The 16,051-nt window shown below is 60.4% G+C and carries 17 protein-coding genes; 8 read left to right on the forward strand and 9 right to left on the reverse strand.

The window, feature by feature from the left end; genetic code table 11:
- Window positions 1-133: 133 nt before the first annotated feature.
- From AC2FNY_RS07435 to AC2FNY_RS07470, 8 genes are all read right to left on the reverse strand, one after another.
- On the reverse strand, window positions 134-1,234 hold the full coding sequence (locus AC2FNY_RS07435) for a flagellar basal body P-ring protein FlgI (protein WP_234139973.1): 1,101 nt from the start codon (window positions 1,232-1,234) through the stop codon (window positions 134-136).
- Entirely contained in the window at window positions 1,231-2,238 is a 1,008-nt protein-coding gene (locus AC2FNY_RS07440; RefSeq protein WP_496802079.1) for a flagellin, read from the reverse strand. Before AC2FNY_RS07440 ends, AC2FNY_RS07435 begins: the two co-directional genes overlap by 4 nt.
- Before the next feature lie 3 nt (window positions 2,239-2,241).
- Entirely contained in the window at window positions 2,242-3,693 is a 1,452-nt protein-coding gene (gene flgK, locus AC2FNY_RS07445; protein ID WP_234139975.1) for a flagellar hook-associated protein FlgK, read from the reverse strand.
- Between the two features lie 38 nt (window positions 3,694-3,731).
- A complete protein-coding gene (locus AC2FNY_RS07450) occupies window positions 3,732-5,051 on the reverse strand; it encodes a flagellar hook protein FlgE (RefSeq protein WP_234165323.1) in 1,320 nt (439 codons plus the stop codon).
- Window positions 5,052-5,128: 77 nt separating this feature from the next.
- Window positions 5,129-5,965 carry a flagellar motor protein MotB gene (locus AC2FNY_RS07455; RefSeq protein ID WP_496802080.1) on the reverse strand — a complete coding sequence of 279 codons (837 nt, stop codon included), beginning with the start codon at window positions 5,963-5,965 and terminating at the stop codon, window positions 5,129-5,131.
- Between the two features lie 98 nt (window positions 5,966-6,063).
- Window positions 6,064-7,089, reverse strand: coding sequence for an ABC transporter substrate-binding protein (locus tag AC2FNY_RS07460; RefSeq protein ID WP_496802081.1), 1,026 nt, complete (start codon window positions 7,087-7,089; stop codon window positions 6,064-6,066).
- Window positions 7,059-8,444, reverse strand: coding sequence for a sensor histidine kinase (locus AC2FNY_RS07465; protein ID WP_234139979.1), 1,386 nt, complete (start codon window positions 8,442-8,444; stop codon window positions 7,059-7,061). Before AC2FNY_RS07465 ends, AC2FNY_RS07460 begins: the two co-directional genes overlap by 31 nt.
- Window positions 8,441-9,106, reverse strand: coding sequence for a response regulator transcription factor (locus tag AC2FNY_RS07470; protein WP_234139980.1), 666 nt, complete (start codon window positions 9,104-9,106; stop codon window positions 8,441-8,443). Before AC2FNY_RS07470 ends, AC2FNY_RS07465 begins: the two co-directional genes overlap by 4 nt.
- Before the next feature lie 106 nt (window positions 9,107-9,212).
- On the opposite strand from AC2FNY_RS07470, the gene AC2FNY_RS07475 reads away from it, so the two are divergent.
- From AC2FNY_RS07475 to AC2FNY_RS07485, 3 genes are all read left to right on the forward strand, one after another.
- On the forward strand, window positions 9,213-10,193 hold the full coding sequence (locus AC2FNY_RS07475; RefSeq protein ID WP_496802082.1) for a tripartite tricarboxylate transporter substrate binding protein: 981 nt from the start codon (window positions 9,213-9,215) through the stop codon (window positions 10,191-10,193).
- A 299-nt stretch (window positions 10,194-10,492) separates the two neighbouring features.
- Window positions 10,493-10,987, forward strand: coding sequence for a tripartite tricarboxylate transporter TctB family protein (locus tag AC2FNY_RS07480; protein WP_496802083.1), 495 nt, complete (start codon window positions 10,493-10,495; stop codon window positions 10,985-10,987).
- Between the two features lies 1 nt (window position 10,988).
- Window positions 10,989-12,506 (forward strand): tripartite tricarboxylate transporter permease, encoded by a 1,518-nt coding sequence (locus tag AC2FNY_RS07485; protein WP_234139983.1) that lies wholly within the window; start codon window positions 10,989-10,991, stop codon window positions 12,504-12,506.
- Window positions 12,507-12,524: 18 nt separating this feature from the next.
- Here the strand turns inward: AC2FNY_RS07485 and AC2FNY_RS07490 are convergent, their stop codons facing one another.
- Complete coding sequence (locus AC2FNY_RS07490; RefSeq protein WP_496802084.1) at window positions 12,525-13,862, reverse strand: FliI/YscN family ATPase; 1,338 nt, start codon at window positions 13,860-13,862, stop codon at window positions 12,525-12,527.
- Window positions 13,863-13,949: 87 nt separating this feature from the next.
- Between AC2FNY_RS07490 and AC2FNY_RS07495 the strand changes: the two genes are divergently transcribed.
- The 5 genes from AC2FNY_RS07495 to AC2FNY_RS07515 are packed head-to-tail and all read left to right on the forward strand — an operon-like array spanning window position 13,950 to window position 16,035.
- Window positions 13,950-14,339 (forward strand): FlgB family protein, encoded by a 390-nt coding sequence (locus tag AC2FNY_RS07495; RefSeq protein WP_496802085.1) that lies wholly within the window; start codon window positions 13,950-13,952, stop codon window positions 14,337-14,339.
- 11 nt (window positions 14,340-14,350) lie between these two features.
- Window positions 14,351-14,743 carry a flagellar basal body rod protein FlgC gene (gene flgC / locus AC2FNY_RS07500; protein ID WP_234139986.1) on the forward strand — a complete coding sequence of 131 codons (393 nt, stop codon included), beginning with the start codon at window positions 14,351-14,353 and terminating at the stop codon, window positions 14,741-14,743.
- A gap of 12 nt (window positions 14,744-14,755) precedes the next feature.
- Window positions 14,756-15,046, forward strand: a complete 291-nt coding sequence (gene fliE / locus AC2FNY_RS07505; protein ID WP_234139987.1) for a flagellar hook-basal body complex protein FliE — start codon at window positions 14,756-14,758, stop codon at window positions 15,044-15,046.
- 3 nt (window positions 15,047-15,049) lie between these two features.
- Window positions 15,050-15,322, forward strand: coding sequence for a flagellar biosynthetic protein FliQ (locus AC2FNY_RS07510; RefSeq protein WP_234139988.1), 273 nt, complete (start codon window positions 15,050-15,052; stop codon window positions 15,320-15,322).
- Window positions 15,322-16,035 carry a flagellar hook-basal body complex protein gene (locus AC2FNY_RS07515; RefSeq protein WP_496802086.1) on the forward strand — a complete coding sequence of 238 codons (714 nt, stop codon included), beginning with the start codon at window positions 15,322-15,324 and terminating at the stop codon, window positions 16,033-16,035. The genes AC2FNY_RS07510 and AC2FNY_RS07515 overlap by 1 nt, the downstream gene beginning before the upstream one ends.
- The last annotated feature ends 16 nt before the right edge of the window (window positions 16,036-16,051 follow it).

Here is a 16,051-nt window from a genome sequence, read left to right on the forward strand (position 1 = left end):
CCAGATCCGCCCCGCCCTTCGGCGGGGCGAAACGTTTGCAGCATATGGTTGATATCCGGCGTACTAACGACCCAACATTCAGAAACGGTGGGTAGAAAAACAGGGCGACCCCAGTTCTGTATGCGACGACTGCTCAGCGTACGACGAATTCGGCGTGCAAAGCACCGGCTGCCTTGATTGTTTTGAGGATGTCGATCATGTCGCGCGGTGACACGCCCAGCGCGTTGAGACCCGCCACCACATCCGATAGCGAGGCGCTTTCTGGCACTTCGGCCAGTTTGATCCCGGGTTCCTGTTCGATTTCCGCTGTTGTTCTTGGAACGATCACGGTGTCGCCTTCGGCAAACGGGTTGGGTTGCACCGCGATCGGCGCCTCTTCGACCCGCAAAGTCAGGCTACCTTGCGACACTGCCACGCGCGAGATCCGCACATCTGCTCCCATAACGATTGTTCCCGAACGCTGGTCCACTACCACCCTCGCCTTCCGCTCCGGTTCAACAAGTATGTTCTCGATTCTGACAATCGCATGGGCTGGCGACTTGGTCTGGGTGGCCGTGATATCCAACTCGACAGTACCTGAATCGCGCATCACCGCGACTCGACCGTTGAACACCGTATTCACCGCAGCCTCAATCCGCCCAGCGGTGGTGAAATCAGGTTCACGCAGCGCCAGGCGCAGTCGGGTCAAGGACCTCAAGTCGAATTCGATCTCCCGCTCCACCCGCGCGCCTGCTGGGATCACTCCGGAGGTCGGCACCCCCTGTACGACCGAAGCCGCCTGACCTTCGGCCGAAGCGCCGCCAGCAAGAACCGTACCCTGCGCAACCGCATAGATTTGCCCATCCGCCGCGTTCAGCGGAGTCATGATCAAGGTGCCACCAAGCAGGCTTTTGGAATCACCGATCGCGGATACAGTTATATCTATCTGACTGCCCACCCGGGCAAAAGGCGGTAGCGCGGCGGTGACGAAAACCGCAGCAACATTTTTTGGCCGAAAATCCTCGCCGGTTACGTTGACACCCAACCGCTCGAGGATGTTCGACATGATCTCTTCGGTGAAGGGGGCGTTGCGCAACCCGTCGCCCGTCCCGTTCAGGCCTACCACCAGACCGTAGCCAACCAAGTCGTTTCCCCTGACTCCATCAAATTCGACGAGATCCTTCAGACGAACCGCCCCTGCCTGAGCCAGGCCAGGAAGCAGAAGGAGAAAGACAAAAAGGCGGATCATTATCATCTCAGAAAATTCACTAATGAGAGGCGCGAATTGCGCACGGTCGTCGTGTAGAGGCTTTCCAACTGGTACTGCACTGCCTCTAGGCGAATAGCGGTTTCGTAAGGGTCGGCGCCCACGAGTTCACCGCGCGCACGTTCAAGGCCGCTCTTGGCGGCGCCATTCCTGGCTGCGGCCTTTTCGATTCTGGCCTCTGCATCTCCGATCTCGGCCTGAAGCGTGACGATACCGTCTCTGGTGCCCAAAAGGTCTACACCGATCTGCTTGAAAAGCGCAGTCTTGGTATCTGCAGACAAACCAAGTGCTGGATCCTCTGCCAGCGCAGAGACCGAAGCAAGGCGCAACGCATCGCGAAATGCAGAATCGTCGGCACGACGTGTCAGCGAGACCTGAGTATTTTCCGACACCTGAACGGGCGCTAGAGACTGATCCGATCCGGTATAGACAGTTGCGACAAAACCTGCGGGATCATCAAACCAGTCTCGCGCAGCCTGCATGATATCACCGGGAGTGGACAGACCGGAAAGGGCCGTACGCAATCCAGAAAGGATTGTATCAGCCGAGGAGAGTGGAGCTTGGTCCGTCGCAACACCGGCAAACAAGCTGCGCCCGCCGACCGAAGTGTTCAGCGAGGATATCATCGTTCCTAGCGCCCCACGCGCCTTGACGCCTGCATGCGCATGGCTGACAGCCTGGTTTGAGAGCGCGACCGACAACAGCGAATCCGACAGGTCGGTGACCGTCTCTTCCACAGTGGCAAGGCTAGCTTGGCTTGCCGACGCCATAAGTTTGGCTTCGCCATTTGCAGCTGAAAGCGCCGAAAGCCGTCGCAGGGACCGATCCATATCGGCAAGATGCGAAAAATCTCCGCGTAGACGACCAGAAACATCGGCAACCTCGCCCGTACTCAGTTCACGGGTCAGGGTGTTGATGTCGTTCCGGATGCGCGTGCCATAGCTGCGCAGCATCAGGTTCTGAGCCAAATCTCCCAGTGAATTCATAGCCATCGGTTACAACCTCAACAATGTGTCCATCATCTCGCCAACCGTCTCGATGACGCGGGCATTTGCGGCAAATGCCTGTTCGAGCTGCATCAGTGTCTGCAGTTCAGAGTCCGTATCGACGCCCTGTTCCAGTTCAAGCTTTTGCATCTCTGTCTGGCTGGCTGATGCAAAGGCCAACCGTTCAGCCGCCAGGCTGTCGTTTTGCGTCACTCTGGACAACAGAGCCGTGCCAACACCACTCGCAGTAATCGCGCCGGTCCCGAACCGAGTATCAAGCGGCGTGCGCGCGACCGTCAGAGCTTTAAGAAACGCGTTGATCTGCGTTGCGTTTCCAGGTGCCCCGGGGGCAACCGCCCCCAGACCGTCGCGTAAGCGCCAACTTAGCCCCCCCTGTTTCGGATCGACGATTGTATTCAGTTCCAATCGGCCTGCTAGCCCGGTTTGCGCCGTTGCTGCGAACCGGGCACCGTTGTCGGTAAATAGCCCAGGGTCGGTTGGCGCCGCTGTCGGGTCCAAAGCCGGGGCCTCGAAACGTTCCACAAGATCGCGCGCGACCAAATCAAGGTCCTTCTGCGCCTCGACAGAAAGTTCGTCGCGAATATCGAACGCTGCGGCAAGTGTACCACCCCGAATAGCCGAAGTTGGGCCGCTTATTCGCAGGTGCGTTCCGTTCAGCTCCAAACCTGACAACATACCGTTGTCCAATGTCATATGCGGCATCGTCTGTGTCGTCGGGGAAAAACTCAGTTGAGCAGCCGGCCCGTCTAGCAGGATGGCGCCGCCATCGGTGAACAGTGCCACGCTGCCATGATCGCGAGTAACTACGTTGACCGGTACCATCGTGTTGACTTCATCGATCATCTCTTGTCGTTGATCGAGGAGGGAAGCAGTGTCTCCGCCTGAAAGCTTGACTGACTGGATGCGCCCGTTGAGAGTTTCAATGTTCTGCAACACCGTGTTGAGACGATCGACCTGCTGCCCGATACTGCGATCCGCATCGTTGCGGGCGTCTCGCAAACCATCCGATGCGAAGTTGAGTGCTGCCGTCAGGTCGGAAGCCGCGGTCGCAGCGGCATCCAGACGAGTCTGGGCCGAAGGGTTACTGGCCGCTGCGATCAGGCTGCTTTCGAATTCAGCGATCAGGTTTGGAACCGAACGAGGATCGTCCGTGCCTCCGACCAACTGTAACAACCGGTTTTGAAAGTCTGATACTGTATCTGCATAACCCCGCGCAGCATCGGCGCCGCGCCGGTTCGCCACCAGGACCGGATCAGCGTGTCGAGTCACTCCAACAATACGAACTCCTGTTCCTCCATTCGTGTTGCCGGTCACTTCCAGTGATCTTCGCGCATATCCAGGTGTCAGAGCATTTGCGATATTGTCGGTTGTGACCCCCGTTGCACGGCTCGCTGCGGTCAAGCCGCTGAGAGCCGAGTGAAGTGCGGCCGAGATGGTCATGACAAGCCTCCTTGATCAAGATACAGCGAATGACCGGTTTATCGCTTGATGTTGGTGGTCTCTTGCAGCATCTCGTCCACTGTCTGGATCACTTTGGCACTCGACGAATACGCCCTTTGGGTCTGAATCATCGCGGTGAGTTCGGACGCAACATCGGTAGTCGATTCCTCTCGTGCGAAGGAAACAAGATCACCGGTCGGACCATCACCCGCATCCCAAAGGAAATAAGTGCCGCTTTCGCGCGAGGGTTCATAAGTCTGACTGTCAAGTGCCATCAGGCCGTTGGGATTTGGCATGTCGATGAGCGGAATCTGGAACACTCTTCGGCTGACACCATTGTCGAAAAAGGCATAGACATAGCCGTTCTCGTCAATCTCAACACGGCTCATCGTACCAACGGCGGTTCCGTCCTTTGTAATCGATACCGGCGCAAATTTGTCGGACAGCTGAGTGATACCATCCGACGCTCCGATCTGGCCGATATTGATTTCCATCGGGCCGCCAGCCACGTTGACAACAACCGAACCAGTTGCCGGATCGTATGCCCCGCCTGTTGTCGCAGAGACAGCAGCTAGCGTACCGCCATCGGTCCGCGCGTCAGAAAAGGTCAGCGTGTACTCCCCGACAATCGCGCCACCAGAAGCAGTGTCCCGCATAACCAACGTCCATTCGTTGCTGACGCCTGTTGCAGGCACGGTTGGGACGAGCTCGATCTGGAGGTTTTCGGATTTACCTAGATTGTCATAATACTCGACCGAAAGGGGCTGTGGGTCTCCTGCTGCCCCAGCCTCCGTTGCGGTTGCCGGTAGGTTCATGCGCAGAACCATTTCGGTTGTCGGGGCTCCCGATAGCTGATTAACGCTCAACTGCACCGGCTCCAGCCCATCAGAGGTATCGCGCGGCAAGTTCGGGATCGACCCATCGGGATTGGCCCGCCAGCCCATCAGAACCAGGCCAGCCTCTGATTTGAGATAACCTTCTTCATCTGTGCGAAAGGAACCTGTCGTCGCCAGAAGCATATCTTGTTGAGGCAAGGCCAGTTGCGAACTACGCATCACTGGCAGCATACCGCGCCCGCGCACGGCAAGGTCAGTCGAATTCGAGGTAGATACCAGTGAACCGCGTTGGTCGATCAGGCGCTGTGTGGTCGTACGAACCCCACCTGCCGAGTATTTCCCGCGTCCGCCAGCATTCACCAGTGCATGGAAATCCGTTTCAACCCGCTTGTAGCCATAGGTCGACGAGTTCGCGATGTTGTCCGAGATCGTCGCCAGGCGGCTGGCATTTGCGGACAGCGCCGCAACCCCGGCGTTGAGCGAAGATGAAATGGTCATGGATACGCCTTTCTGCTGCATCATGAAAAACTGTTGCAACAGCTAACGCCTGACCGCTTAACAGCCCGCTAACAAATAAAATGCCATTCATCTCTGTGATCTCAATTGCGTAGAAAGATGATTTCGATCCGGTCGTTGCGCGCAGACATCGGATTCAAATCGGTGAGCTTCCGGTCGGCGAATCCAGTAACGCGCTGAATACGTTCTTCTTTCATTCCCAGGCTTTCAAATAGAACTCTAGTTCGCTCGGCTCGCGCGGTGGACAGTTCCCAAACTGGGCTCCGCACCAACACCACCGGATGTGCCCGAATATGCCCTCCCACGGCGATACCATTCGTGACCATTCCCGATGCCCGCACCACCACCTTGGCCAGATCTTTCATCAACTGGGTCGGGCGGTCCGACCCGGTGTCGAACAAGGGCGATTCGTCTGTAGAGATCAGCTCGACGATCAGCCCCTCGTCAGTCACACGGGTCACGATATGCTTACGCAACTGCTCGGATACCAGGCTTTCCCCCGCCCGCCCCTGCAAGGTCGCCTCCAGTGTCTTGAAGTCTTCGAACGGCTCTCCCTCGCCGCCCTGGCGGTCGACCCCGGTCGACCCACGCGAGCGGTCCGCATCCGCGCGCCGGCGATTGACACCTCCGGTCCCGGAAGTGACCAGCGCGTTCTCCGAGAACATGCTGTCGCCGCCAAAGGACCCGTCACCACCACCGGAAACCGGGTTGATCGGAATTGAATCCGAGAAATAGTCGGCCAGACCCTTGCGTTGTTTTTCCGTCGTTGCGTTCAGCAGCCACATCAACATGAAAAAAGCCATCATGGCGGTTACGAAGTCGGCATAGGCCACCTTCCACGCGCCGCCGTGGTGACCGTCGCCACCACCCGATTTCTTTTTCTTGATGATGATCGGCGCCGCATTGGAATGCGCACCCATCTCCACCACCTTCCTTATCACCCGAAATCAGGGATATCAGGCGAGGCGTTAACAGAGGCATAACATATAAGATTGTCGGGTTATCACACCCACGGCGATCAGTGTTGTTGAACCGCGTTACGCCATTCCTCCAGGAACCGCTGCCTCTTGAGCCGATCCAGAAACACCAGCAATCCGGGCCCCAGCGCAATTGGACGCAGAGACGCTCCAACCGGGCGAGCGGTCTCGGGCGGGTCCAGAAAAGGATAGTCAGGCGCAGGCGGGTCGGACCAGGCCGCCGCGATCAGGTGGTCGACAAATGCACCGGCAAGATCGGGCTCGGCCGCCTCGCCAAGGATGACCGCAGTGCGCATCATCATGTTTGTGTATTCCTCGGGCTCGACCACAAGAATACGCTCGGCCAGATCGGTGCGTGCCCGCGCATAGCTGCCCAACACGTTATAGGCCAGGTCGATACGGCCCTCGGCCACCGCCTCGATCATTTCACCAGAACAGCAATACAGCCTGACCTGTAAGCCGCCCAGAACCTCCATCAGCCGCCAGTAACTCTCGGCTGTTCGTGCATCCTGGGTCGCGAACAGATATCCCAGACCGCTGACTGTAACGTCATAGGTGCCGACCCGGCCCTGAAACCGGTCCGGGTCGCGTCTGAGCAGGTCAATCAGATCCTGCCGGGTGCGCGGCGGCTCTTCACCGGCGAAGGCCGCGCGAGACAGCACAACCGAGGCCGTTTCCTGTGAAAAGGCAAAGACATGGTCCCGCCAGTTGCCCCAATCCGGGACAAGCGGCGTCCAGGCCGAACGATGGGGTCGGGTAAACCCATCATTGGCCAGCTTTATCTGCAAATCCATCGCCGAGGACAGGACAAGATCGAACCGCGCATTCTCTGTGACAATGGCCTGCATCACCTGAGCGCTGCTGGCTGCGGTATAATCGACCGCGACCCCTGGACGGCTCCGCAGAAAACTATCGATCAGCGGGCGCAGGATATCGATATCCGTCGTTGACAGGATGCGCAGAACGCGCGCCTCGGCAGGACCGAAACGCGCGTGTTCCTCGACCTCGAAAGCGCAGGCGACAGCCGCCCAAAGGGTCAAGCAGAGGGAAAGTGCAGACAGACGCATGCGCCGGTTCCATCCTTTGTGTTGGCGATCTCGAGCCGCCCGCCATGCGCCTCGGCCACCTCGCGGGCGATGGTCAGGCCCAAACCGGACCCGACCGTGCCCTCGGCATTGCGGCCTCTAACGAAACGTTCGGTCAGGCTGCCCATCTCATCCTCGGGAAACCCGCCCGCCGCATCCCGGATGCACAGGGTATGAGCCGCCGCATCACCCCGAACCGATACCGTGATACGGGTTTCCTCGGGCGCATATTTGATCGCATTGTCAAGCAGGTTGCGTACCGCGTTCTGGACAAGGATCGGGTCACCCGCCATGGCATGCGCGCCCGTCATCTCGAGTTCCAGATCGATATCCTTCAGGTCGGCGACCGGCCGCAACCGATTCACCAGCTCGGCAGTCAGCTCGGCCAGATCGAAGGGTTTGCGTTCAAGACTGTCAGTGCGAAAGCTCACCATAGCATGATCCAGCAGTTGCCCTGCCGCACGCGAGCTTTCGTCGATGGCACGGATCATCTCGCGCAGTGCAGTCCGGTTTTCCGGTCGCTCGATCCGGTGCAGGGTATTCTCTGCCTGGGTCCGCACTGTTGCCAGCGGAGTCCGCACCCGGTGCGCCGCTTCGGCAATGAAATCCTCGGATCTCGAGAGAGACAGGCCCAACCGGTCGATAAAGCTGTTGAGGGATCGGACCAGTGGCGCCATTTCAGCCGGAACCGGGCGCGTGACCGGGCGCAGATCGGTTGGCCCCCGACGCGACACCATACCCGCCAGTTGCCGAAGCGGCCGGATCGAGGATTGCGCCGTCCAGACAGCCAAGAGAACGGCCACGGCAAAGAAGCCCGCCCCCAGCAACAATGCGGTCCGGGTCAGGGCCGCCAGCCGTTCGGTCTGTCCAGTCCGGGTCTGCGCCACAGAGATGATAAGGGGCGTGGAAACCCCATTGCGCGACAGCCAGCGTACCGTCGTCGCCATCCGCACGGTTTCGCCTTTGTAGACCAGCGTGTCGAACCTTGCTCCGGTTTCTCGTGACCCGGGTTCGGGTACGGGCAGATCGTCGTAACCGGTCAGTGTTTCGGCCCCCAGCATGACCCGATAGAACACCCTGTCATCGCTGACATTGCTCAGCATCGACAGCGCAGCATAAGGAAGGTCCACGGTCACCTCTCCCGCCCGGACCGAGATTGCGTCCATGATCGAGGTGGCCGAGGCCAGCAGGATGCGGTCGTGAGTCTCTTCAGCCAGGTCTCGGGTAAAGGTCTGTACGATCAGAAACAGCAGCGTCGCCAGCACCGCCGCGCTGCCGACCAGCTGTATCGTCAGCCGCCGGCGGATCGAACCGCTGATGCGCAAACTGTCACTCATTGCGTCCGCATCCGGTACCCCAACCCGCGCACCGTCTGAATCTCGACCCCCGAACCGCTGATCTTCTTGCGCAGCCGGGCCACATAGACCTCGATCGCATTCTCCGACACTTCCTCGTCGTAAGAAAACAGCCGGTCCACCAATCGTGCCTTGGAAAAGATCTGATCCGGCGCGGCCAGAAAGATCTCCAACAGCCGCAGTTCCTTGTTTCGCAGGGGCACATCGACACCAGCGACTTCCAGAACTCCCGAGAGTGGATCAAAGATCAGCGCCCCGATTCGTTTCTGGTTCGATGGGCGCCCCCCGCGCCGCCGCAAAACCGCCCGGCAGCGTGCCTCCAGCTCGGCAAAGTCGAAAGGTTTGGTCAGATAATCATCGGCGCCGAGGTCCAGAACACCGACCCGGTCGGACACCTCGGATCGCGCGGTCAGAACGATGACCGGGGTCTCGCTGAGATGATCGCGCTGCGTCTTGAGAAAGGTGCGGCCATCCCCATCGGGCAACATAATATCCAGCAAAATCAAATCGTAATCTGCCGTTACCACAAACTCTTCGGCAACCGAGATGTTCTCTGCATGATCTACCACATGTCCGTCCAGGCGCAGTCGATCCAGGATAGCCGCAGCCAGGCTCAGATTGTCTTCGACCAGTAGGAACCGCATGGGGTACCTCTCCTCTTCAACCGGATGCGACAGGTTGGTGTCAGCTTTGCATGGCTTTCCTTTCACATGGGCAAGCGAAACCCGCTTTGTCAAACGGGAGGACACAATGACGAAACTGAACCTGACCCGCCGGGTCATGATGGCCGCCGCATCGGCGGCATTTGCCTTTTCCACGCCGACCATGGCCGAACCGGTGGTCGACAGCATCCATTTCCTCGTCCCCGGCGGCGCCGGTGGCGGTTGGGACGGCACCGCACGCGGCACCGGCGAGGCACTGACCGCAGCGGGCCTCGTAGGCACTGCCAGTTATGAAAACATGTCCGGCGGCGGCGGCGGCAAGGCAATCGGCTACCTGATCGAAAACGCCGCCTCGAACCACGGCACGCTGATGGTCAATTCAACCCCGATCATCATCCGCTCGCTGACCGGCGTGTTCCCGCAGAATTTTCGCGACCTGACCCTGGTCGCCGGAACCATCGGCGACTATGCCGCCATCGTGGTGGGCAAGGACAGCCCGGTGAACTCGATGAACGACCTTCTCGCAGCTTTTGACGCCGACCCGGGTGGCACCGCCATCGGTGGCGGTTCGGTGCCAGGTGGCATGGACCATCTGGTCGCCGCAATGGTCATGGAGGCTGCCGGCAAGGACGCACTGGCAGTGAAATACATCCCCTATGACGCGGGCGGCAAGGCGATGGCGGCGCTCCTCTCGGGAGAGATCGCCGCGCTCAGCACCGGCTTCTCCGAAGCGGTGGATCTGGCGAATGCGGGCGAGGTCAAGATCATCGGCGTCACCTCGGATGATCGGGTCGCCGCCTATCCCGACGCCCCGACGATGAAGGAACAGGGGATCGACACGAGTTTTGTGAACTGGCGTGGGTTCTTCGGCGCCCCCGGTCTGCCCGAGGACCGGCTTGCCGCCTATCAGGACGCGATTGCCAAGATGTATGACACTCCCGAATGGGAAGCCGTGCGCGCCCGCAACGGTTGGGTCAACATCCACAACAGCGGTGACGATTTCCGTGCCTTCCTGGAAAAACAGGAACAGCAGATCGGGGATCTGATGCGCAAGCTGGGTTTTCTCTAATCCAAAGGTGCGGCTACGCCGCGCTCGTCTGTGATGTGCGAGGGTTCCACCCTCGCGCTCCCGGGATATTTGAAGCAAGAGAAAGGGGAGAGCGACCGACCCTCCCCTCCACCGAAGAAGCATAACCTTCCCCTTGCACGGTCATCGGCTTCCCAGCCTGTACCGTGATCCAAACCTAGGGAAACAAGGTTAACATCGTCTTTCCTCTTGCTGAAAATATCCCGGGGGAGGCGCCCGGAACGGGCGGCAGGGGCAGCGCCCCCCTGACAGCCTCAACCCAACACGCCCCGGAGGATCTTATGGCACTCGACCGCTGGATCGCACTGGTCATTCTGATGATCTGCCTCGCCTATGGCTACGCCGCCTTCTTCACCATGGACGCGGGCCTTGCCCCGTTCATGAAACGCAACCCGATCTGGCCAAGCACCTTTCCCAAGATCCTGTCAGTTCTTGCTGTTCTGACTGCGCTGACTGTTCTCCTGGGTATCGAAAGGGGCGCGGCTGAGCCAAAACCGATGGAGATCAATTATCGTCGGTTGACCGAGTACAAACTTGGCCAAGCGCTCATGCTGCTTGCGCTCATGGTGGCCTATGCGTTGCTGTTGCGGCCCTTTGGGTTTCTGCTTTCAACTCTCGCCTTTCTGACAATCGGCTCGCTGATCCTTGGCGAACGCCGGCTTCACATCCTGCTGCCGGTGGCTGCGATCGCCGCCGGGCTGGTCTGGTACCTAGTCCAGGTGGTTCTGGGGATCTTCCTCAGCCCCTGGCCCGCATTCATGGCAAACGGAGGCTGATATGCTCGAAGGTCTGATGATCGGGTTGGCGACAGCCTTTTCGCTCACAAATATTTTGATGGTCATCGGTGGCTGTCTGATCGGAACATTCATCGGCATGCTGCCTGGGCTTGGTCCGATGTCGATCATCGCGATCATGATCCCGGTCGCGATCACCATTGGCGATCCGTCAGCGGCCTTGATCCTGCTGGCCGGCGTCTACTATGGCGCGATCTTCGGCGGGTCCACATCGTCGATCCTGATCAACGCGCCCGGCGTGGCCTCGACCGTTGCGACCAGTTTCGACGGCTATCCCCTGGCGCGGCAGGGTAAGGCTGGCAAGGCGCTGACGGTAGCCGCGATCGCCAGCTTTTGCGGCGGCACCATTGGGGCGATCCTGCTGATGGTTTTCGCGCCCGCGCTGGCCTCGGTCGCGCTGCTGTTTCATTCGGCCGAGTATTTCGCACTGATGGTGGTGGGCCTGTCGGCCATCGCCGCCTTTGCCGGATCAGGACAGGTCGGCAAGGCGCTGTTGATGACGCTTCTCGGTCTGATCATGGCCACCGTGGGCGAGGGCGCGCTTTTCAATATGCCGCGCTTCACCATGGGAGTGATGGATCTGCAATCAGGGTTTGGGTTCATCACGCTGGCTATGGCGATGTTCGCCCTGCCCGAGGCGCTTTATCTCGTGCTCGATCCCTCGCGGTCCAGCCAGGGAGGTGATGGCAACGCGATCAAGGACCTGCGCATCACAAGGGCCGAGGCGAAATCCATCGCGCCAGTGATCGGGCGGCAATCGGTGCAGGGTTTCCTGATTGGTGTTCTGCCCGGCGCAGGCGCGACAATCGCCAGTTTCCTCGGTTACGCGGTCGAACGCAACATTGCCCCCAAGGCCGAGCAGGCGGAGTTCGGCAAGGGGTCGCTCAAGGGATTGGCTGCACCCGAAAGCGCCAATAACGCCGCCTGCACCGGATCCTTCGTTCCGCTTCTCACCCTGGGCATTCCAGGGTCGGGGACCACCGCGATTCTCCTCGGCGCATTGATCGCGCTGAACGTCACGCCCGGACCACGCCTTATGGTGGACGATCCACAGATCTTCTGGGCAGTCATCATTTCAATGTATCTGGGCAACCTGATCCTGTTGGTCCTGAACCTGCCGCTGATCCCCTATATCGCCAAGATCCTTACGGTGCCGCGGACCTTTCTGATACCGTTCATCCTGTTCTTTACCCTGATGGGGGCATATATCGGTCAGAACAACGCCACCGAACTCTTGATCCTGGTGGGGCTCGGCCTCTGCGCCACGGTGCTGCGATTTGCGGACTATCCGCTGGCGCCGCTTCTTATCGGTTTCATTCTCGGTTCAATGCTGGAAAACAACTTTGCCCGTGCGATGCAGCTCTATGACGGGCTGGGATTCATTCTGGAACGGCCGATGACTATGGGGCTTCTGGCACTGGCGGTGATTCTGGTACTGCTGCCCAGCTATCGCGCTCGCCGCGCGCGGCTGCGGGCCGAGGGCGTGGCTGACGCCGACTGACACCTGTCCGGCCCACGTCTAGTGGCGGGGGCCGGAGTTGGCGCGGCGCAAGAGCAGTTGCAGGCGCGAGAAACTGTGCTCGACCCCCTGAGCATCGGGTCGGGCCAGAAAAGCATCCAGCTCGGGCCAGACCCGCACCGCCTGATCCAGTAACGGGTCAGCTCCTTCTGTATACAGCCCTGCCTTGATCATCACTTCGGATTGCTCGTAGGCGCCAATCAGGCGCCGCGCCTCGCCGATCAGTGCGTTCTGCTCGGGCGTGGCCGCGTCCGGCAAGCTGCGCGAGACCGAACGGCTGATGTCGATGGCGGGAAAGCGACCACGTTCGGCGATCTCTCGGTTCAAAACGATATGGCCGTCCAGAACACCGCGCAGGATATCGGCGACCGGTTCGTCCATGTCCGACCCTGCGACCAGGACACTGAAAACACCTGTGATATCGCCCTGTTTCTCGGTCCCCGGACCGGCGCGTTCGCACAGGCCGGTGATCAGCGGCGTGACCGACGGCGGATACCCCCTGAGCGCCGGAGCCTCGCCCATGGCGGCGGAAATCTCGCGATGCGCCTCGGCGAAACGGGTGATCGAGTCCGCCAGGTAGAGAACATTCAACCCCTCGTCGCGCAAGCTCTCGGCCACTGTCATCGCGGCCCAAGCGCAGCGGCGGCGAACCAATGCGGATTGATCCGAAGTGGCCGCGACGATGACCGAGCGCGCCAGCCCCTCGGGGCCCAGCGCCTTGGCCACGAACTCGTTGACCTCGCGCCCCCGTTCCCCGATCAGCGCGACCACAACCGCATCCGCCTGCATCGACTTGGCCAGCGTGGCGAGCAGGCTGGATTTGCCAACCCCCGACCCGGCAAAAAGACCGACCCGCTGGCCCTGGACAATGGGCAACAATGTGTTCAGTGCACAAAGCCCGGTTGCCATGCGCTGACCCAGGGGTTTGCGCTGCACGGCAGGCGGCGGCGGGCGCATCAGATCGCGCACCTTGGCCCCCCGCATCAGGGGGCGCCCGTCCAGCGGCCGACCGAACGGGTCGACCACCCGTCCCAGCCAATGACGTCCGGGCGCGAATCCCGGCATCGGATGCAACACCACGCGGTTGCCCAGTGACACGCCCTCGGGCGCACTGTCGGGCAGCATGTTGATCGTGCTGCCTTCGACCTGCAACACCTCGCCGCCCAAGGGCGGGCCGAAATTGCGTTTTAATTCAACGCGATCACCGATCTTCGCCTGATTGGCGAGTCCCTGGATCTGAATCACGCCCCCTGCCACGCCGGTCACGCGCCCGACATGTCGAACCAGGCTGAGACTGTCGAACTCGGCTTTCAGGGCGAGGGGGTCCGGGGCCGTCATCGGGATATCTCCAACAATTTCCTGAAAACGGTTTCTAAACGAATCGGGGTTAAGCCTTGATTGAAATTGATCGAGGGAGAAGCCCCGATGTTCTCGGACTTGAACGTCTTTAAGTTGGCGTACGCCATGGCAACGCATGCAGGCACACGGCAGGCCGTGATCGCCCAGAACATGGCCAATGCCGATACGCCCGGATACCGCGAACGCGATATCGCCCCGTTTGCTGAAACCTTTGCTCGCGAGAGCGCCGGGACCGCCATGCAGGCCAGTCGGGCGGGCCATCTGAATGGCACCGCGGCCTCGACCACCAGCTGGACACCTTTCGAAACCGACGGTCCGGGCGACCCGAACCGCAACAATGTCAGCGTCGAGGAACAGATGCTCAAGGCGGTCGAGGTCAAGCGTCAGCATGACCGCGCGCTCGCGATCTACAAATCCTCGATGAACATACTGCGCGTCGGCCTGGGTCGTGGGTGAGGGAGGCTGAGATGAGCGAATTTTCCAAATCCCTCTCTGTGACCGCCAGCGCCCTGCGCGCCCAGGCCACCCGCCTGCGCCATGTGTCCGAGAATATCTCGAACGCCGACACGCCGGGCTATCGCCGCAAGACGGTCCCGTTCGAGGTAGAGCGCGGCCGTGACGACGGGGTCGAGCGCGTCACCACCGGCCGGGTCAAACTCGACCGGCGGCAATTGCCCGACATCTTTGACCCCTCGCACCCGCTGGCCGATGAGACCGGCCACTACAAGGGGTCGAATGTCGACCTGATGATCGAGATCGCCGACGCCCGCGAGGCACAGCGCAGCTACGAGGCGAATCTCAAGCTTTTCGACCAGGCGCGGCAGATGTCCGCAAGCCTGATGGAACTTCTCCGCAAATAAAGGACAGCTAGAATGGATATCCGCAGCCTCTCCGCAGCCCAGGCCTATGCCTCGGCCCGCCCCGCCACCCAGGCGGACCCCAAGGACGACAGCGCCGCCCTGGGCCTGCGCGGCACCTTCCAGGATTTTGCCGCCACCCTGCAGCACAGCGAAGACCTGGCCCAATCGGCGATGATCGGCAAGGCCGACCCGCATGCGCTGGTGCAGGCGTTGGCGCAGTCGGAACTGGCGGTCGAAACCGCCGTCACCGTTCGCAACAAGGTGGTCGAGGCCTATCAGGAAATCCTTCGGATGCCGGTCTGAGCCATGATGAGCGAAGGCCTGTTCTATGACACGGTTCGACAGGGGCTGTGGATCGCGGTAATCACCTCGGTTCCGATCCTGTCGGTGGCGTTGATCGCCGGTCTGGCAGTGGGTCTGTTCCAGGCCCTGACGTCGATCCAGGAAATGACGCTGACCTTTGTGCCGAAACTGGCCGCCATCGTGATCGTGTTCTGGATCTCGATGGGCTTCATGACCCAGACGCTGATCAACTATTTCACCACAACCCTCATTCCGCTGATATCGGGAGGTGTCTGATGGAAACGCCCAGCTATGCCATCCTGTCGCGACAATCGGGGCTTTTGAACGAAACCCGCGTCGTGGCCAACAATATCGCCAATGCCGCCACCTCGGGCTATCGCCAACAGGGGTTGGTGTTTTCCGAATTCGTGCGCGGCGGGCTTGGAACCTCGTCGCTGTCCATGGCGCGCGGTCAGGTGCGCAACACCTCGCAGGAACAAGGGGTGCTGACCCAGACCGGCGGTGATTTCGATCTGGCCATCGACGGCGAGGGGTTCTTCATGCTCGAGACCCCGGGCGGCGAACGGCTGACCCGCGCCGGCAGCTTTACGCCAAACGCTCAGGGTGATCTGGTCAACCCGGACGGTTATCGGCTGATGGATGCCAATGGCGCGCCGATCTTTGTACCACCAGATATTGACGGTATCCGTATCGGCCCAGATGGCACGATCAGCGGCGGCGGACGGCTGCTGGGTCAGGTCGGCCTGTTCAAACCCACCAATCCACACGGACTGATCCGCGAGGGCGGCGTGTTCTTTCGCGCCGATGACGGCACCGAACCGATAGAGGGCGCCAGCATCATGCAAGGGTTCCTCGAAGGATCAAATGTCAATGCGATCGACCAGGTCGCCCGGCTGGTCGAGGTCCAGCGCGCCTACGAGCTGGGCCAGAGCTTCCTCCAGTCCGAAGACGAACGCATCCGCAACGCCGTGAACAGCCTGCTGCGCTGATCCCAACCTGAAGGAG

Source organism: Ruegeria sp. BHSC223 (assembly GCF_059613025.1).